This is a genomic window from Mesorhizobium sp. M7A.F.Ca.ET.027.03.2.1 (assembly GCF_003999175.1).
In the GTDB taxonomy this organism is placed as follows: Bacteria; Pseudomonadota; Alphaproteobacteria; order Rhizobiales; family Rhizobiaceae; genus Mesorhizobium.
This window is the reverse complement of record NZ_RZOM01000016.1, coordinates 1-17,678: the sequence shown is the minus strand read 5'-3', so window position 1 is coordinate 17,678 and position 17,678 is coordinate 1. Positions and strand designations below refer to the sequence as shown.

At 63.5% G+C, this 17,678-nt stretch carries 19 protein-coding genes and 1 pseudogene; 10 read left to right on the top strand and 10 right to left on the bottom strand.

Annotated features, from left to right (window positions below):
• From EN750_RS01815 to EN750_RS01800, 4 genes are all read right to left on the bottom strand, one after another.
• Positions 1 to 439 (bottom strand): CoA transferase (locus EN750_RS01815; RefSeq protein ID WP_145967360.1); only part of this gene is annotated, 439 nt, incomplete at its 3' end.
• Complete coding sequence (locus EN750_RS01810; protein WP_127318279.1) at positions 432 to 1,172, bottom strand: NAD(P)H-dependent oxidoreductase; 741 nt, start codon at positions 1,170 to 1,172, stop codon at positions 432 to 434. The genes EN750_RS01815 and EN750_RS01810, both read right to left, overlap by 8 nt.
• Before the next feature lie 9 nt (positions 1,173 to 1,181).
• Entirely contained in the window at positions 1,182 to 2,330 is a 1,149-nt protein-coding gene (locus EN750_RS01805; RefSeq protein ID WP_127395452.1) for an acyl-CoA dehydrogenase family protein, read from the bottom strand.
• Between the two features lie 105 nt (positions 2,331 to 2,435).
• Positions 2,436 to 3,371, bottom strand: a complete 936-nt coding sequence (locus EN750_RS01800) for a LysR substrate-binding domain-containing protein (RefSeq protein WP_127395451.1) — start codon at positions 3,369 to 3,371, stop codon at positions 2,436 to 2,438.
• A 161-nt stretch (positions 3,372 to 3,532) separates the two neighbouring features.
• Between EN750_RS01800 and EN750_RS01795 the strand changes: the two genes are divergently transcribed.
• The 5 genes from EN750_RS01795 to EN750_RS01775 all read left to right on the top strand — a co-directional run bounded on the left by EN750_RS01795 (position 3,533) and on the right by EN750_RS01775 (position 7,453).
• The gene (locus tag EN750_RS01795; protein WP_164748823.1) at positions 3,533 to 4,045 is read left to right on the top strand and encodes a thiamine pyrophosphate-binding protein; all 513 of its coding nucleotides are present in this window, start codon (positions 3,533 to 3,535) and stop codon (positions 4,043 to 4,045) included.
• Positions 4,046 to 4,050: 5 nt separating this feature from the next.
• Positions 4,051 to 4,638 (top strand): thiamine pyrophosphate-dependent enzyme, encoded by a 588-nt coding sequence (locus EN750_RS01790; protein ID WP_127269711.1) that lies wholly within the window; start codon positions 4,051 to 4,053, stop codon positions 4,636 to 4,638.
• A gap of 8 nt (positions 4,639 to 4,646) precedes the next feature.
• Positions 4,647 to 6,125, top strand: a complete 1,479-nt coding sequence (locus tag EN750_RS01785; protein ID WP_127395449.1) for an aldehyde dehydrogenase — start codon at positions 4,647 to 4,649, stop codon at positions 6,123 to 6,125.
• Between the two features lie 94 nt (positions 6,126 to 6,219).
• A complete protein-coding gene (locus EN750_RS01780; RefSeq protein ID WP_127395448.1) occupies positions 6,220 to 6,999 on the top strand; it encodes an SDR family oxidoreductase in 780 nt (259 codons plus the stop codon).
• Positions 7,000 to 7,003: 4 nt separating this feature from the next.
• Complete coding sequence (locus EN750_RS01775) at positions 7,004 to 7,453, top strand: VOC family protein (protein WP_127395447.1); 450 nt, start codon at positions 7,004 to 7,006, stop codon at positions 7,451 to 7,453.
• Between the two features lie 46 nt (positions 7,454 to 7,499).
• On the opposite strand, the gene EN750_RS01770 is transcribed toward EN750_RS01775, so the two are convergent.
• Positions 7,500 to 8,153, bottom strand: coding sequence for a GntR family transcriptional regulator (locus tag EN750_RS01770; RefSeq protein WP_127395446.1), 654 nt, complete (start codon positions 8,151 to 8,153; stop codon positions 7,500 to 7,502).
• Between the two features lie 106 nt (positions 8,154 to 8,259).
• Positions 8,260 to 9,438, bottom strand: a complete 1,179-nt coding sequence (locus EN750_RS01765; RefSeq protein WP_127395445.1) for an FAD-binding oxidoreductase — start codon at positions 9,436 to 9,438, stop codon at positions 8,260 to 8,262.
• A 203-nt stretch (positions 9,439 to 9,641) separates the two neighbouring features.
• Here EN750_RS01765 and EN750_RS01760 point away from each other — a divergent pair, with 203 nt between their 5' ends.
• The 5 genes from EN750_RS01760 to EN750_RS01740 are packed head-to-tail and all read left to right on the top strand — an operon-like array spanning position 9,642 to position 13,870.
• The gene (locus tag EN750_RS01760) at positions 9,642 to 10,844 is read left to right on the top strand and encodes a pyridoxal phosphate-dependent aminotransferase (protein ID WP_127395444.1); all 1,203 of its coding nucleotides are present in this window, start codon (positions 9,642 to 9,644) and stop codon (positions 10,842 to 10,844) included.
• An 8-nt stretch (positions 10,845 to 10,852) separates the two neighbouring features.
• Positions 10,853 to 11,302 (top strand): acetyl-CoA carboxylase biotin carboxyl carrier protein subunit, encoded by a 450-nt coding sequence (locus tag EN750_RS01755; RefSeq protein WP_127395443.1) that lies wholly within the window; start codon positions 10,853 to 10,855, stop codon positions 11,300 to 11,302.
• 5 nt (positions 11,303 to 11,307) lie between these two features.
• Positions 11,308 to 12,681 carry an acetyl-CoA carboxylase biotin carboxylase subunit gene (accC, locus tag EN750_RS01750; RefSeq protein WP_127395442.1) on the top strand — a complete coding sequence of 458 codons (1,374 nt, stop codon included), beginning with the start codon at positions 11,308 to 11,310 and terminating at the stop codon, positions 12,679 to 12,681.
• On the top strand, positions 12,671 to 13,060 hold the full coding sequence (locus tag EN750_RS01745; RefSeq protein WP_127395441.1) for a biotin/lipoyl-containing protein: 390 nt from the start codon (positions 12,671 to 12,673) through the stop codon (positions 13,058 to 13,060). The genes accC and EN750_RS01745 overlap by 11 nt, the downstream gene beginning before the upstream one ends.
• Before the next feature lie 36 nt (positions 13,061 to 13,096).
• Positions 13,097 to 13,870 carry a 5-oxoprolinase subunit PxpA gene (locus tag EN750_RS01740; RefSeq protein WP_127395440.1) on the top strand — a complete coding sequence of 258 codons (774 nt, stop codon included), beginning with the start codon at positions 13,097 to 13,099 and terminating at the stop codon, positions 13,868 to 13,870.
• A 17-nt stretch (positions 13,871 to 13,887) separates the two neighbouring features.
• On the opposite strand, the gene EN750_RS01735 is transcribed toward EN750_RS01740, so the two are convergent.
• From EN750_RS01735 to EN750_RS01720, 4 genes and pseudogenes are all read right to left on the bottom strand, one after another.
• A complete protein-coding gene (locus tag EN750_RS01735) occupies positions 13,888 to 14,913 on the bottom strand; it encodes a proline racemase family protein (RefSeq protein ID WP_127395439.1) in 1,026 nt (341 codons plus the stop codon).
• A 42-nt stretch (positions 14,914 to 14,955) separates the two neighbouring features.
• The gene (locus EN750_RS01730) at positions 14,956 to 15,987 is read right to left on the bottom strand and encodes an Ldh family oxidoreductase (RefSeq protein ID WP_127395453.1); all 1,032 of its coding nucleotides are present in this window, start codon (positions 15,985 to 15,987) and stop codon (positions 14,956 to 14,958) included.
• Positions 15,988 to 16,025: 38 nt separating this feature from the next.
• Positions 16,026 to 17,186, bottom strand: a complete 1,161-nt coding sequence (locus tag EN750_RS01725; protein ID WP_127395438.1) for an epoxide hydrolase family protein — start codon at positions 17,184 to 17,186, stop codon at positions 16,026 to 16,028.
• A pseudogene (locus EN750_RS01720) lies at positions 17,183 to 17,678 on the bottom strand (allophanate hydrolase); the annotation flags it as partial. The gene EN750_RS01725 and the pseudogene EN750_RS01720, both read right to left, overlap by 4 nt.

The following is a 17,678-nucleotide window of genomic DNA, read 5'->3' as shown; positions in this document are numbered from 1 at the left end:
TTTCCGCCTGCACCAGCATGTCGTAGGCGCGCATGGCCGCATAGGGCGTGTCCTGTCCGTAACCGACGATGTTGATGGCGATCAGCCGAGGAAACTCTTTCGCAATTGTATCGGCCGAGAGGCCGAGCCTGTCGATGGCGCCCGGCACGAGATTCTGCACGAGGACGTCGGCGCGCGCGACCATCCGGTGCAGGAGAGCCAGGTCGTGCTTAGTCTTCAGGTCGAGCACCGCGCTCTCCTTGCCGCGGTTGAGCCAGACGAAGTAAGCCGACATGCCTTCCACTGCGGAATCGTAGTGACGCGCGGTTTCGCCTTCCGGGCGCTCGATCTTCACGACGCGTGCGCCGGCATCGGCAAGGCGGACCGTGCAGAGCGGAGCGGCGACGGCCTGCTCGATCGAAACGACAAACAGGCCCTCCAGCGGGCGGGCGTCAGACATTGCGCTGCACTCCCGAGCGCGCCAGCACGCCAGGCTTCAGCCGCTCGTTCTTGCCGTAGTCCTCGGCTGCGTGGAAGAACAGATGCGGCGTGCCATCAATGTCCTCGAGCCTCTTGCGGTAGGCGTCCAGATAGGCCTTGCGGCCATCGTCGCCGACGCGGCCCGGCATGTAGGCGACGAAGGGCGGCAGCACGTCGAAGCCGGAATAGCGCAGCAGACCATTGTGGATCGGCCACAGCACCGTGAGGATGTCGCCGTCGATGCCATCGGGCGCGTAGGTGTCGGCCGACGTGCCCGTGGTGGCGGCCACCATGGCGAGCTTTCCCCTGAACATGCCGGTGTCGTATTTGCGGCCCGGCAGATAGGCGAAACCGCGCGCGAAGACGCGATCGGCCCAGCCCTTGAGCATTGCTGGCATTCCGAACCACCAGACCGGGAACTGGAACAGCACGAAGTCCGCCCGCTTCACCTTTTCGATCTCTGCACTGATATCGGCCGACAGTGCGCCGGCCTCGTAGGCGGCGGTCTGTTCGCGCGGCAGGCTGAAGAAGTCCGGATCGTTACGCTCGCCCGATACGTCGCCCGGCCCTGCGACAGGATTGAAGCCCATCGCATAGAGGTCGCTGACGACTACATCGTGGCCTGCGCGGGTCAAGGTTTCCACGGCCAGATCCTTCATGGCGCCGTTGAAGGATTTTGCTTCCGGGTGTGCATAGACGATGAGGACGTTCACGGACGACTCCTAGTAGGAACGCGGCAGTCCAAGCACGTGCTCGGAAAGGTATGACAGGATGAGGTTGGTCGAGATCGGCGCGACCTGATAGAGACGCGTCTCGCGGAACTTGCGCTCGACATCGTACTCTTCCGCGAAACCGAACCCGCCATAAGTCTGGATGCAGACATTGGCGGCTTCGTTCGAAGCGTCGGCCGCCAGCATCTTGGCCATGTTCGCTTCGGATCCGGGGTTCTTGCCGGCCTCGTAGAGGTTCAGCGCCTCGCGCACCATCAGTTCGGCCGCGCGCATGTTGGCGTAGGCCCTTGCGATCGGAAACTGGATGCCCTGGTTCTGGCCGATCGCCCGGCCAAACACATGCCGCTCCTTTGCGTAGGTGCTTGCCTTTTCGATGAACCATTTCGCGTCGCCGACGCATTCGGCTGATATCAGGATGCGCTCGGCGTTCATGCCCGAGAGGATGTAGCGGAATCCCTTCCCCTCTTCGCCGATCAGGTTTTCGGCGGGTACGCGCAGATCGTCGAAGAAGACCTCGGTGGTGGCATGGTTCATCATGGTGCGGATCGGCCGGATTGTGAGGCCGTTGCCGACGGCTTCGCGCATGTCGACGATGAGGACGGAGAGGCCGTCGGTCTTTTTCATGCCGTCCTTCAGCGGCGTGGTCCGCGCCAGCAGCAGCATCAGATCCGAATGCTCGGCGCGGCTGGTCCAGATCTTCTGGCCCTTGACCACGAAATGATCGCCGTCGAGGCGAGCAGTAGTCTTGAGCGCGCCGGTGTCGGTGCCGCTGCTCGGTTCGGTGACGCCGAATGCCTGCAGGCGCAATTCTCCCGCGGCGATCTTCGGCAGGTATCGCTGCTTCTGGGCTTCCGAGCCGTGGCGAAGAAGCGTGCCCATCGTGTACATCTGGGCATGGCAGGCGCCACCATTGCAGCCGGCGCGCTGGATTTCCTCCAGCACGGCAGCGGCGGCCGAAAGCGGCAGGCCCGAGCCACCATATGCCTCCGGGATCAGGATCGAGAGCCAACCGGCCTGCGTCAACGCTGCGACGAAGTCACCGGGATAGGCCATGTCCCTGTCGAGTGCGCGCCAGTATTCTCCGGGAAAGCGCGTGCACAGCCTGGCGACGGCATCGCGAATGTCCTGATAGGCTTCCATGAGGTTTGTCCGGGTTTTCGTCTTGCTGCGGGCCTCACTATCGCGCCTCCATGCCCTGTCAGCAATGCAGAGCGGACGTGAGCAGATATAACGGAATTCGAATGCTTATGGTGGAGGGCCGAGAAGTTGGCCGACCCAGACGGCCCGCCCTACAAGATCCTTGGCGATGTCCCCTATCGCTTGTCCGGCAAACCGCGCCAGCCGCGAGGCAGGCCGGTCCGCCGGGTAGGCAAGGATCAGGCGGCGCACGGGCACCGGATCGATCAATGGCGCGGCGGTGAGCAGCCCGGCAGTCACGTCGGCATGGATGGGAGCGAGCGGCAGGATCGTCCAGCCATGGCCGTTGCGCACCAGGTCCTTCAGCGCCGAATAGGAGTCCGCTTCGATGCCGACATCGAGCGTGATGCCGGCATCCGTGGCGCAGCGTTCGACGATGATGCGCAGCCCGTGCTTGATGCTGGGCAGCAGCAGGCGCTTGCCGGCGAGCGAGGCGAACGATACGGCGCGCACAGTTGAAAATCCCGCATCCGGCGGTCCGATCAGGAAGAGGTTTTCCAGGAGCAGCGGGCGCGAGCGCAGCGAACGCGCCATGCGCGGGTCGTAGAGTACCGCGACGTCCACTTCGCCGCGGTGCATCCAGTCCAGCAGATAGCCGGTGTAGGCGCTGACAAGTCTGAGCTTCGCCTTGGGATGGGCCTTGCCGAAGGCGGCCGCCAGCGGCAGCGAAATAATGTCGGCAACGGTGGGCGGCAGGCCGATGGCCACTTCGCCGGTCAGCGGCGCATCGGCGGGTGTGGCCGTGGCGCGGATCTCGTCGATCTCGGCCATCACGCGCATGGCGTGCGCCAGCACCTCCTTGCCCTGCTCGGACAGCACCATGCCGCGTCCGTGGCGCAGGAAAAGGGCAAAGCCCAATTCCTCCTCCAGCATGCGCACCTGCCGGCTGAGCGCCGGCTGCGCAATGTGCAGCCGGTCGGCGGCCTTGCTGAGGCTGCCGAGTTCGGCGACATGGATGAGGGTGCGTAGCTGCGATAACTCCATGAGCTATCGAATACCATTATATCTGATCACGAGAAAGAGACGAAGATTGCATCGGTCAAGCGCGCTAGTCTAATGCCAGTCCAATATCTCGGAGACGCAAGGTGACGGCGAGCATACAAGCAAAACCTCCGGAAGCAGCAGCGCCTGCCGCCGCTCCGACCGTGTCTGAAAGGCAGTGGCCGGATCAGGTCTATGAGGTGCTCAAGGCTGCCGGCATCAGCCACATGTCCTATGTGCCGGATGCCGGTCATACCACATTGATCCGCCTTTTCAGTGAGGATCCCGAAGTCGTCACCAATGTGCTGACGACGGAGGAGGAGGGCATCGCCATCGCAGCAGGCTCCTGGCTCGGTGGCAAGCGGAGCGTCGTGCTCATGCAATCCTCCGGTGTCGGCAATTGCATCAACATGCTGTCGCTTCCCGTGCAGGCGCGCTTCCCCTTGCTCGTCCTGGTGACGATGCGGGGCGAATGGGCCGAGTTCAACCCGTGGCAGGTGCCGATGGGGCAGGCGACGGAGGCGTCGCTGAAGGCGATAGGGCTCAGGGTGCTGCGCGCCGAAACCGGTCCCGACCTGGTGGAGACGGTGGCGCAGGCAGCCTTGATGGCCTTCGACGCCGACCAGCAGATTGCCGTGCTGATCGGGCAGCGGCTGCTCGGCAAGAAGAAGTGGTGAGCGACATGAATTTACCGACGATGGACCGCCGGGTTGCGGTGAAGAAGCTGCTCGACGCCCGCGACGGAGCCCTGGTCGTGACCGGTCTAGGCTCGCCGAGCTACGACGTGCATGCTGCCGGTGACCGCAACGACAACTATTATCTGTGGGGCGCCATGGGGGGTGCTGCGCTGATCGGCCTCGGGCTTGCCCAAGCCCAACCCGACAAGCGGGTCATGGTGATCACCGGAGATGGCGAACAGCTGATGGCGTTCGGTTCGCTGGCGACGATCTCGGTGGCGCGGCCGAAAAATCTCGACCTGATCGTGCTCGACAATCAGCATTTCGGCGAGACCGGCATGCAGTCCAGCCATACCGGCAAGGGCATTGGTTTCGACAAGGTCGCGGCCGCTTGCGGTTTTTCGAAGACCGCCGAGCTGCGTACGCTGGAGGAGGTCGACATGCTCTGTGGAGAACTTCGGCGCCCGGCCGACGGTCCGCGCCTTTTCGTGCTGAAAATCACCGCCGAGAACCTGCCGCGCTCGCTGCCGCCGCGCGACGCGGTCGAGGTCAAGAACCGCTTTCGCGCCCATCTGGGCTTTGCCACCTGTTGAGGACCGATATGGCGCTGGTCAGTTTCCAGAACACGGTCGGCGGTCGGTTGCAATCGACAGCCGATACATTCGAGAGCCATGATCCGTTCACCGGCAGGCCCTGGGCGCTGATCCCGCGTGGAGGAGCGAGCCAGGTGGACGCCGCCGTGGCGTCCGCGAAGGCAGCATTCCGGTCGAAGGAATGGGCCGGCATCACGCCGACCGCGCGGGGCAAGCTGCTCGTGCGGCTGGCCGATCTGATCGCCGAGAACGCAGATCGTATTGCCGCCATCGAGACGCGCGACAATGGCAAGCTGCTCACCGAAATGACGGCACAGCTGCGCTATATCCCGGAATGGTTCCGCTATTTCGGCGGTCTTGCCGACAAGATCGAAGGGTCGGTGCTGCCGATCGACAAGGCTGGCATGTTCGCTTTCACCCGCCACGAGCCGCTGGGTGTCATTGCAGCGATCGTGCCCTGGAATTCGCCGCTTTTACTTCTGACATGGAAGCTCGCGCCGCTGCTGGCGGCAGGCAACACTGTCGTCATCAAACCGTCGGAACACGCCTCGGCCTCGACGTTGGAGTTCGTGAAACTGTTTGCGCGGGCAGGCTTCCCGCCCGGCGTGGTCAACACCGTTACCGGCATGCCGCTTGATGTCGGCGCGCCACTCGTCTCTCATCCCGACGTCGCCAAGATCGCCTTCACCGGTGGTGAGCCTGGCGGGATCGCGGTCTATCGGGCGGCTGCCGAACAGCTAAAGACCGTCACGCTGGAGCTCGGCGGCAAATCGGCCAACATCGTCTTCGACGACGCCGATATCGAGAGCGCGGTCAACGGCGCGATCTCAGGCATCTTCGCGGCCAGCGGCCAGACCTGCATCGCGGGTTCGCGGCTGCTGGTGCATCGCAAAATCCACGACCGGTTCGTGGAAGGCGTCATAACGCTGGCGGCCAGCGCTCGATTGGGCAATCCGGCGCTGCAAGAGACGCAGGTCGGGCCGATCACCACGCAAGCCCAGCGCGAGAAGGTGCTGTCCTATCTCGGCATCGCGCGCCGCGAGGGTGCGCTTTGCGTGCTGGGCGGCGGCAAGCCGGCCTCGGGTGAACTGGCCGAGGGCTGGTTCGTCGAGCCCACCATCTTCACCGGCGTGAACAACACCATGCGGATCGCGCGTGAGGAGGTGTTCGGGCCGATCCTGTCCGTCATCCCCTTTGACGACGAGGACGAGGCCTTCGCCATTGCCAATGACAGCCCCTATGGGCTGGCGGCGGGAATATGGACCAGCGACATGGGCAGGGCGCTGCGCGGCGCGGCCGCGATGGAAGCGGGGATGGTCTGGATCAACTCATACCGTGCCGTCTCCTACATGGCGCCCTTCGGCGGCTACAAGAGGAGCGGTATCGGGCGCGAAAGCGGGCAGGATGCCATCAATTCCTATCTGCAGACCAAGACGGTGTGGATAGACACCGCCGGCAAGACCGCCAATCCCTTCGTTATCCGCTAGGCTAGGCTTCGGTGGGAGAAACCCCATTCCTAGCCAAGCTCGGCCCATGCTCCCTGAGACGGTGGCCGACTTACAAATGATCGAAGGATTGGACATGAGACAGGCAGGCAAGGTGGCGGTTGTCACAGGCGCGGCGCGCGGCATCGGACGCGCTTGCGCGGAACGCTTTTTGGCCGAAGGCGCGAAGCTCGTGCTCGGCGACATCGATGCCGTGGAGTTAAAAAAATGTGCCGCTGAAATCGGTACCACCGACAGCGTCCTGGCGGTCGTCACGGATGTCAGCAAGAAGGACCAGGTCGATGGGCTGATTGCAGCGGCGGTGGCGAAGTTCGGCCGTGTCGACATCATGGTCAACAATGCCGGCATCGCTCCGGTCCAGGACTTTCTCGACATCACAGAGGCGGACTACGACAGGGTTCTCGCCGTCAATCTCAAAGGTGCGTTCATGGGCACCCAGGCCGCAGCCCGCCAGATGATCGCGCAAGGTGGAGGCGGCGTCATCATCAACATGTCGTCGATCAATTCGGGCCTCGCCAACCCACGTGTCGCCACCTACGCGATCTCCAAGGGCGGCATGAACCAGGTCACCAGCACCGCGGCCGTCGCCTTCGCCCCCCACGGCATCCGCGTGGTCGGTGTCGGGCCGGGCACCATCGCCACGGACATGGTCATGGACGGGACATTCATCGACTCGGAAGAAATGCGACGGGCGGTCCTTTCGCGGACACCTCCCGGGCGCCTCGGCACGGCAGCCGAGATCGCCTCGGTCGTGGCATTCCTGGCCAGCGACGACGCTTCCTACATCACCGGCGAGACGATCTACCCCGACGGGGGGCGCCGGGTTCTGAACTATACGGTCCCGATCAAGGAGTGACGACATGGGCAATTTCGACAAGCTGCATCACATCTGCATCGTCGTGCACGATATCGACAAGGCGCAGGCCTATTATGACTTCATCGGCATCGGGCCATGGGAGTCCTATCCGCCGCTGGCCGAATACGAAGAACTCCAGGTCCCAAGCCCCGAGGGTTTCAAGGCGATGCAATACCGGATTTGCAACTTGCCGAACGTTCAGCTGCAGCTGTGCGAGCCGAACGGCGATCCTTCACCGCAGCGGATTCATCTCGACAGCAAGGGTGAAGGCGTCTTCCATATCGGCTTTGAGGTTCGCGATGCGGATGCAGCCGAGGCCAAGGCGCAGGACGACGGGCTTCCCGTGCTGATGCGCGGGCGCCGGGAAAACCGCACCGGCTTCACTTATTACGATACGGCCGACAAGGCGGGCGTGATCCTGCTGACGAGGGCGACCAATCTGCCCGGCAAATGATCTTCGCGCGAAGGATTGGGGCTGGACAAGGAGACGGGGCGACTGATCAGCTGCCCCGCAATTCCTCAAGCCGGTCGACCAGGAATTTGCCGCTGGTGATGATATGCATTTCCAAAAGGCCGACGGCGCGCAGCGTATCTTTGGCTTCGCATAGGTCGATGAGCTGCCAGTGGTCGCGGTCGGACTGGGCCTGGATCTCGGTGAGCGTCACCATCATGCGCGTGTAGCGTTCCAGCTGCTGGTAGATGCGCCCGACCAGTTCGATCGTCGCCTTGCGGCCGGACGGCTGGTAGAGCGCGGCGTGGAAGTTCCAGTTGAGCTGGTTCGAGTACTCGCCGGTCTTGCCCTGCTCCTGGTGCTGCTTTGCGCGCTCGCGGGCCAGCGCGAGGTCTGCCTCCGTCATCCTTGGAATGGCCAGGGCCAGTAGCCATGTTTCGATCCGGGCTCGCAATTCGTAGAGCTCGAGGATCTCGTCCAGGGAAATGGAGGTGACGACGGCGCCCTTGTGCGAAACCAGCGTGACGAAGCCTTCCGAATGAAGCTGATGCAGCGCCTCTCGCACCGGAATTCGGCTGACACCGAACTCGGTGGCCAGATGTTCCTGCCGCAGTTGGAAATTGGCCTCGTATTCACCGATCAGGATCTTCTGCCTGATGGCATCGGCGACCTGGGTCGAGATGGTTTTCTTCTGTACGAGCATGAATCAGCCTGGGGCGGCCGCCTTGTTTGTTGACTGGCGCCGTGTTGATGGAAGAAGTGGACGCATAGCACCGTTGTCACCGCGATGCCATGTCGCCCGTTTCGCTTCAGTAGACATGTTCCTCGATGGGTTGATTGCCGGCGATCCGTTCGTAGCGGAAGGCCGACAGGTCGACAGAGCGGTACTCGCCATAGGCAATGAGATCACTGACGCCCGACCCGGTCGCCGCTGCATGCATCATGCCGTGGCCGCTGAAGCCGGTGGCCAGGACAAAGTTCGAAACCTCGGGATGTCGGCCGATGATGCCGCTGTGGTCGAAGGTGTTGTATTCGTAGAGCCCCGCCCAGGCGCGCAGCATGCGCAATTGTTCGAAGCCGGGCACGCGATGGGCGAGCGCCGGCCAGATCAACTCGTCGAACAGGTCGTAATCCACATCCAGGCCAAAATCGTCCGGCTCGTTCTCGCGCACCGGCGGAATACCGCACAGGAAGAGCTGGCCTTCCGGCCGCAGCCAGAAGCCGCTCGTGTCGAAGACGAAGGGGCAGTTTTCGATCCTTGCCGGCGTTTCGAAGACGAAGACGCAGCGCTTGCTTGGGACAACCGGCAGTTCGGCGCCAGCCATCCTGGCAATGCCCGCGCTCCATGGTCCGGCCGCGTTGATCACCGTGCCGGCGGCAAGCCGGTCGCCATTGTCGAGCACCACTTCGCCGACTTTTTGGGGAGACGCCATGGTCAGTCCGGTCACCGTCGCGGCAAGATAATCCACGCCCTGCGTGCGCGCCTTTCGGCGGAAGGCCTGCATCAGGCCGGGGCCGTCGAACCAGCCTTCGCTGCCAAGGCCGAGCGAGCCAAGGGCGAGATCGTCCGTGTTGAGCCACGGGAAGCGTCGTGCCAGATCGACCTGCTCGATCAGTTCGGCGTCGACGCCCATGCCGCGCTGAACGCGGTTCTTGGCACGTTGCGCGTCTGCCCGCTCGGGCGTCGCCAGCACGAGGTAACCGGGCTCATGCAGGCCGATGTCGGCCAACTCGTCGCCGATGGCAAGCCGCGTCTTTACCTGGCGCAGGAAGTCGATGCTGAACTTCGACATGGCGATGTTCGGCGCCGTGCCGAACTGCTGGCGGATGGCGCTGGTCGACAAGGAAGACGAGGAGGCCGCGTAGTAGGGGTCCCGCTCGATCACCGCAATACTGCCATCGAAATCCGGATTGGCTGACAGGAAATAGGCGACCGAGCTGCCGACAACGCCGCCGCCGACGATCACCACATCATAGTTTGTGCCCATTCCGATCGTGTTCCCTATCTCGAATATCACCCGTGGCGACGAAGATTGGATACTTTCCTCTATCGGCCCACCACTGGAATGAGACATAACCCGGTCTTCGACGCAGAAAAAGGGGTTTGACGCGAAAATAAGAATACATTATCCAATTTGTACCAGATATCACCTGCCCGGCAACGTCGCGGCAGCCATGCCGAGGATTTCCCGTGGGCCTCATCGCTCCCCGTCTTGACGTCATCAAGCCAAGCCCCAGCATGGCGGTCACCGCGCGGGCAATCGAAATGCGCTCGGCCGGCATCGACGTCATCAGCCTGAGCGCCGGCGAGCCGGATTTTCCAACGCCTCCGCACATCGTCGAGGCGGCCTACGAGGCGATGCGCAGGGGTGAAACGCGCTATACGGCGGTCGACGGCACCGCCGCGCTGAAGAAGGCGGTGGCCGGGAAATTCAGGCGCGAGAACGGCCTCGACTACAAGCCTTCGCAAATCAGCGTCGCGGGTGGCGCAAAGCAGATCATCTACAACGCCCTGCTGGCAACGCTGGCCCCCGGCGACGAGGTGGTCGTCCCCGCGCCCTATTGGGTTTCCTACACCGACATCGTCCTGCTCGGCGAAGGCAAGCCCGTGGTCGTTCCCTGCACGGAGGCGCAGGGCTTCAAACTGACACCGCAAGCCCTGCGAGCCGCGATCACCGGGCGCACCAAATGGCTGCTGCTCAACACGCCTTCCAATCCGACTGGCGCCGTCTACAGCCCCGACGAACTTGCCGGCCTGGCCGGGGTGTTGCTCGATCACCCGCATGTGCACGTTCTGACCGACGACATCTACGAGCATATCCTGTTCGACGGACGTACCTTCCATACCATCGCCGGCGTCGAGCCGAGGCTGAAGGACCGTACGCTGACAGTGAATGGCGTGTCGAAGGCCTATGCCATGACCGGCTGGCGGATCGGCTATGCCGGCGGGCCGGAACCGCTGATCCGCGCCATGGCCACCGTGCAGAGCCAAAGCACGTCGAACCCGTCATCCATCTCGCAGGCTGCGACCATTGCCGCACTGGAAGGTCCCCAGGACTTTCTTCGCCCGCGGGCGCTCGAATTCCAGGCCCGGCGCGACCGCGCGCTGGAGCTGCTGCGCAAGATTCCCGACCTTACCTGCCAGACGCCCGAGGGCGCCTTCTATCTCTATCCCAATTGCTCGGCCCTGATCGGCCGTCGTCGCCCCGACGGCACTCCCATCGGCAGCGACGACGACTTCTCGCTTTACCTGCTCGATCAGGCGCGGGTCGCGGTGGTGCAGGGCTCTGCCTACGGGCTGTCGCCGCATTTCCGCATTTCCATAGCCACGTCGATGGATCTGATCGAAAAAGCGATCGGGCGAATCGCCGAGGCTGTCGAAGCGCTGCGATAGGGTCGGCGATGGATCTCGACTTCGTCCAGAAGCTGATCGAATTTGTCTCGCGTTCGCCCATTGCCGAACTGGAGATCGAGCGCAATGGCGTTCGTATCCGCATGTCCAGGCAGGGGGTGCTGGCGCAATCCGCGTCGCAGCCTTCGCCGCAGTCGGGGTCAGCCGCCGTCCCTGCCGTCTTCACAAATCCGGCTTCGACATCTCCGCCCATCGCACGCTATTCGATCCGCGCGCCGCTGACGGGCGTGTTCTACCGCTCCGGCACCGAAGGTGAACCGCCGCTCGCTTCGGTTGGCGATGTGGTCGTGGAAGGGCAGAAGGTTGGTGTCCTCGAAGCCATGAAGACGTTCAATGTCGTGGAATCCGATCGCGCTGGGCGGATCGTCCAGATCGCGTTCGACGACCATGCCGCGGTGCAGTCCGGCGATGTGCTGTTCGTTCTCGAAGATTTGGGCTAGCGGCGATGTTCGACACCGTCCTTATCGCCAACCGCGGTGAAATCGCGCAGCGCATCCTGCGCGCCTGCCGCGATCTCGGATTGAAGACGGTGGCGGCGCACTCGGAAGCGGATGCGAGCCTTCGTCATGTTGCGCTGGCGGACAGGGCGATCTGCATCGGGCCGGCTGCCGCGACGGAGAGCTATCTCAATATCGCCGAGATCATCGCGGCCGCGCAACTCACCGGCGCGGGCGCGATCCATCCGGGCTACGGCTTCCTCTCGGAAAACGCCGCCTTCGCCGAGGCTGTCGAGAATGCCGGCCTTGCCTTCATCGGGCCGTCGGCGGCGGCGATCCGCACCATGGGCGACAAGGTCTCCGCCAAGCGCACGATGATCGCCGCCGGCGTTCCCTGCGTTGCTGGCTCCGAGGGGGCGCTGCCGCAGGACGAGCAGGCAGTGCGCGCCATTGCCGAGGCCATCGGCTATCCGGTCATCGTCAAGGCAGCGGGCGGCGGCGGCGGGCGCGGCATGCGCATCGTGCGCGAGCAGCACGCCCTGATGGAAGCCGTTTCAATGGCGGTGAAAGAGGCGAACCGGGCCTTCGGCAACCCGCAAGTCTATCTGGAGAAATTCCTCGAGCATCCGCGCCATATCGAGATCCAGATTCTGGCGGACAAGCATGGTAGGGCGGTCTGGCTCGGCGAGCGGGATTGCTCCATGCAGCGCCGCCACCAGAAGATCATCGAGGAGGCGCCGGCGCCCGGCATCGCCCGCGAGGCGATTGCCGAGATCGGCGAGCTGTGTGCCCACGCATGCCTGACCATCGGCTATACGGGTGCCGGCACCTTCGAATTCCTCTACGAGGACGGGCGCTTCTCTTTCATCGAGATGAACACCCGCGTGCAGGTGGAGCATCCCGTCACGGAACTCGTCACCGGCATCGATATCGTGCGCGAGCAGATCCGCATCGCCCGGGGCGAACCCCTGTCGTTCAGCCAGGAAGACATCCGCATCCAGGGCCACGCCGTCGAGTGCCGCATCAACGCTGAAGATCCATACAGCTTTCGCCCGCATCCGGGCCGGGTCGAGCGCTGGACGCCGCCCGGAGGTCCCGGAATCCGCGTCGAATCGCATCTCTACTCCGGCTACACCGTCCCGCCGCACTACGATTCATTGGTGGCCAAGCTGCTGGCGCATGGCGTGACGCGAGCCGAGGCGATCCGGCGCATGAGCGGCGCGCTGGGCGAGATGGAGGCTGTCGGCATCGCCACCAACGCACCGCTGCACGGCATCCTGATGGAAGAGCCCGGTTTCGCCGCCGGAGGCTTCGATATCCATCATCTCGAACGTCTCATTGAAGGCGGTCTGCTCGAAGGACGTGGCGGCGATGACGGTTGAGGAGATCGAAAGGCTGGCCGCCTGGTGCGCTAGCGCCGGCATCGGCGAGATCGAAGTGTCGGAGGCCGGCTTTTCGTTGCGCCTGCACATGCAATCCGTTGTTGCCTCGACACCCCCGGTCGAAGCCTCGAAGGCCGAAACGGTCTTCAAGGGCTTGCGCGCGCCCGGCGTCGGCGTGTTCCGTCTCGATCACCCAACGACCGGTCGTCCGATCGCCGAACCTGGCCAGACGGTTCGCAAAGGCGAGACGGTCGGCGTCCTGCAGGTCGGCCCATGCCTGAAGGCAATCGTTGCGCCGGCAGACGGTGTGCTGGGTGCGGCGCTGATCGAGGACGGAGCGGTCGTCGGCTACGGCACGCCGCTCTACGAGCTGGTGTGAAGCAAGGCGATGGTTCGAACCACTGAGGAAAGCGCCATGGCGGCCCAAGGATTGCAGGTCGATATCAATTCCGACATGGGCGAGGGTTTTGGAGCCTACAGGCTCGGCGACGATGCGGCGATGCTCGACATCGTCAGTTCAGCCAATGTGGCCTGCGGCTTTCATGCCGGCGATCCCGAGATCATGGCGGCCACGTTCTCGATGGCGCGCGACAAGGGCGTCGCCGTTGGCGCGCATCCGAGCTTTGCCGATCTGTGGGGATTTGGACGCCGCATCATCCCGCATTCCATGGATGAGATCGAGAGGCTGGTCGCCTACCAGATCGGCGCGGCGCAGGCGCTTTCCGCCTATGCCGGCCACCCGATCCGCTATGTGAAGGCGCATGGCGCGCTGGGCAACCTTACCCAGACCGACCGTGGCGTTGCCGAAGCGGTGACGCGCGCGGTCAAGGCCGTCGATCCCGGCCTGATCTGCCTGTCCATTGCGCTCGGCTTCCAGGACAGGATCGCGCGCGACGCTGGCCTGACCGTCAGGTCTGAAATCTTTGCCGACCGCGCCTATACGGAGGAAGGCTTTCTTGTCTCGCGCAAGCTGGAAGGCGCTGTCATCCACGACGCCGAGAAGGCGGCCGAACGGGTCGTGCGAATGGTCGAGCAAGGTGCCATCGAGACGCTTTCCGGACAGATGCTGCAGACGCCGATCGATTCGATCTGCGTCCACAGCGACACGCCGGCAGCCGTCGCCATCGCCGCGCATGTCAGGAGACGGCTGGAGGAGAGCGGCGTCAGGGTCAGAGCGTTCGCGGCCTGACCACGGTCGCGTCCGTTTCAGAACCAGACATCGCTGAGGCGATGTCCGCGCGGATAAGGATCCGTCGGGTCGAGGCCATATTGGCCGATGCTGGTGATCCATGCCTGTCCGGCGATGGTGACCACGACAGCGTCGCGATCGCCGAGGCGCGTATTGGCGATCACGCGGGAATCGAAATGGGTACCGATGATCGATCTGTTGCGGAACAGCTCGCCCTTGGCGATCTGCCCCTTTGCCGACATCACCGCCAGCCGCCCGGTGGTGCCGGTGCCTGTCGGTGAGCGGTCGAGCCTGCCATGCAGGCACACCGTGCCGTTGACGCTTTCCACGCGCCCGTCGACGCGCTCGATCGGACCTTCGAAAATCACGTTGGACACGTCGCGGATCTTCGGGTTCTCCGGATGCACGACCTCGAGCTGTTCGTTGACCGCCTTCTTGATGCGTTGGCCCATCAGCGACATCTGGTGGGCCTCGTCGGGTGTTATGGAAAAGCCGAGTGCGCGCGCATTGACATGGGCGAAAGTCATGCCGCCATAGGAGGTGTCGACGGTGATCGTGCCGAGCCCCTCGACTTCGACAGGCGTGTCGAGATGGAACGCGAAAGCCGGCACATTGGTGAACTCGACCTGCTTCACCTTGCCGTTCTCGCAGAGACAGCGCACCTCGATCATGCCGGCCGGCGCTTCCATGCGCAGCAATGTCTCAGGCTCCTTCATCGGCACCATCCCCGTTTCCAGCGCCACTGTGGCGACGCAGATGGTGTTTGAGCCAGACATGGGCGGGTATTCCGTGCTTTCAATGATGATGTAGCCGAGATCCGCCGAGGGATCGCAAGGCGGCAGGATGATGTTGCCGTTGACGTAGGGCGCACCGCGCGGCTCGAACAAGAGCAGCCCACGAATGTCGTCCATATGCGCTTCGAGATACTCCTTCTTTTCGAACATGGTCTTGCCCGGAACGTCCTTGACGCCTCCGGTGATCACGTTGCCGACTTCGCCCTCGGCATGGCAGCCGACGACCGTGAATGTTTTCGTCCAGCGCATTTTTCTCCTCCTGTGATTGGTCTTGGCCCTGGCGATACCGATTCAGACCGCGTCGAGCCCCCGTTCGAGAAAACGATCGAGTTGTTCCATTTCCTGGTGCGAGAGGACGATACCGTCGCGCTCCGACGTCTCGCGGGCTAGGAACCGCCTCTGCGAGGGCAGGCGCGCACCCTGGCCCAAGATCGCCTCGAACAGCGCTTCAGCACGGCCCAGCGGATTGCCGGGCCGGCCGGCGGCGAAGGCTTTCGGCGAGAAAGCGATGACCAACTCTCCGTGCGACGGATAAAGCGTCGTGGTGCCAAGCAGCTCGAGCGCCTCGGGGCTGGTCAGGTCGCCGATCATGATCCCGGCGAGCAGCTCGATCATCGTCGCGATGGCCGAGCCCTTGTGCCCGCCGAAGGGAAGCATGGCGCCTGCCAGAGCAGCTTCGGGGTCCGTCGTTGGCCTGCCGTCAGAATCCATGGCCCAGCCTTCCGGCAGCTTCTTGCCTGCCCGGCGGTGGAGCTCGATCTCGCCGCGCGCGGCAACCGAGGTCGCGAAGTCGAAAACGTAGGGAGGCTGCTCTTCTCGCGGCCAGCCAAAGGCAAAAGGATTGGTGCCCAGCAACGGTCCGTTGCCACCGGTCGGAGCGACGGTGGCATAGCTCGGGCACATGGCCAGGCCGGCCAGGCCTGCCTGTGTCAAAGCTTCGACCTCCACCCAAAGGGCGGAAAAATGCACCGCATCGTTGATCGCGAGTGCGGCAATGCCGCACGACCGTGCCCGCTCGATCAGCACCGGCAGACCCAATTCGAAGGCTGGGTTGGCGAAACCATGCTTCGCATCCACTTTGACGAGGGCGGGAGCGTCTTGCGGCGACAACTCGGGCACCGCGTGTGGGCTCACCTTTCCGGCCTTGATCGTCCGCAGGGCGCCTTCGATCCGGTAGATGCCATGCGACTTGCAGGCATCGCGTTCCGCCGCGACGATGACCCTTGTAATGGCGCTGGCCTGAATGGGGTTCAGTCCGGCCTTGCGGAAAATTGCATCGACGCGCTCATGCAGGGCATCGGTGGTGATCGTGGTGTTGGTCATTTCTGGCCTTCGGGCTTGGCTGCGCGCAAACGCTGCCTTTAAAAATCCAGACCACCGGCAAAGGCTCTTAGATCCTGTGCAAGCAAAGCGGGCTGCTCGAGGGCTGCGAAATGACCACCGCGCGGCATCGCTGTCCACTGGCGGATGTCCTTTAAGACGCGCTCGACCCAACTCCTTGGCGGCATCGGCAATTCCTTGGGAAACAAAGCCACTGCAAGCGGGACGTTGATCGCCTTGCCGGGCGCGAATGCAAGCGGACGGGCGCGCGTTTCCCAATAGAGCCGCATCGACGAAGCGACGGTCCGGGTGAACCAGTAGAGCGAGATGTTGGCGAGCATGTCGTCGCGCGAAAAAGCGGCGTTGGCCAGATCGCCATCGCAATCGCTCCAGTCGCGGAATTTTTCGATCATGGCTGCCAGTCCGACCAGCGAATCCGTCAGTCCATAGGCAAGCGTTTGCGGGCGCGTCGCTTGAATATGAGCATAGGCACCATGAAGATCCGCCCACCCGGCTTTCCGTTCCAGGAAGGCGCGTTCTTCCAAGCTCAGGTCGCCATCAGGGTCTGGATCGTGAGGAGGTGAGTATGAGCCGGGGATGAAGTTCAGATGCACGCCGGCGAGACTGTCTGGATACGCGTGCGCCAGGCAGGTCGACACGCTGGCGCCCAGATCGCCACCTTGCGCGAGATATCGTTTGTAGCCGAGACGGCTCATCAACTCGGCCCAAAGGTCGGCGACGGTGAACAGGTTGAGACCAGGCCTGGTCGGTCGGCTTGAAAAGCCATAGCCGGGAATCGAGGGGGCCACGGCGTTGAAGGCGTCCTCCTGTCTTCCGCCATGCGAAAGCGGATCGGTCAGAAGCGGGATCAGCCTGTGAAATTCGAAGACGCTGCCTGGCCAGCCATGGGTGAGTATGACCGTTCTGTTGGTCGCCACAGCGGCGCGCGCATGGATGAAATGGATGGTTTCGCCGCCGATATCCGTCTGGTAGTGCGGATGGATGTTCCAGGCGGCTTCCTGCTTGCGCCAGTCGAATCCGGTTCGCCAGTGCTGCATAAGTCGGCGCAGTTCCTCGTGCTCCGTTCCCTGCGCCCAGCCTATCGCCTGCAACTGGTCCGGCTCGCGCCAGGTCGAGATGCGCTTCTTCAAATCGTCGATTTCAGACTGGGCAATCTCGATGGTGAAGGGGCGAATTTTCATGGAGTCCTCTGCTCGCCGGCCATAAGGTTTCGGGCGGCGATAAAGTCGTGACTTTGCTGCCGGTTCGCGCGAAGCGCTTCCGTCGACGCTTCTATCGAGACCGCTGAGAAACGCAGGCGCGCGCTGACCGGCGCTTGCGCCAGCCGCCAGAGGTCGGCTTCGATCACCGTAGCGATCTTCGGATAGCCGCCGCAAGTGTTGGCATCGGCAAGTTGGATGATCGGTTGGCCGGACGGCGGCACCTGGACTGTGCCTGGTACGATGCCGTGCGAGAGCAGTTCGAGCGGTGAGAGGAGCGAAAGCGTCTCTCCAGCAAGGCGATATCCCATACGGTTGGCGTCGTTGGTGATGCGCCATTCGCTGCCGGTGAAAGCCGCCTGGGCCTCCGGCGTGAAGGCGTCGAACTCGGCGGCCGGCAGAACCCGCAATTCGATTGCCGAGGCCAAGGCGTCCGCCGCGCCTCGTCGCTCCTCCAGCGCTGCGCCGATGCCG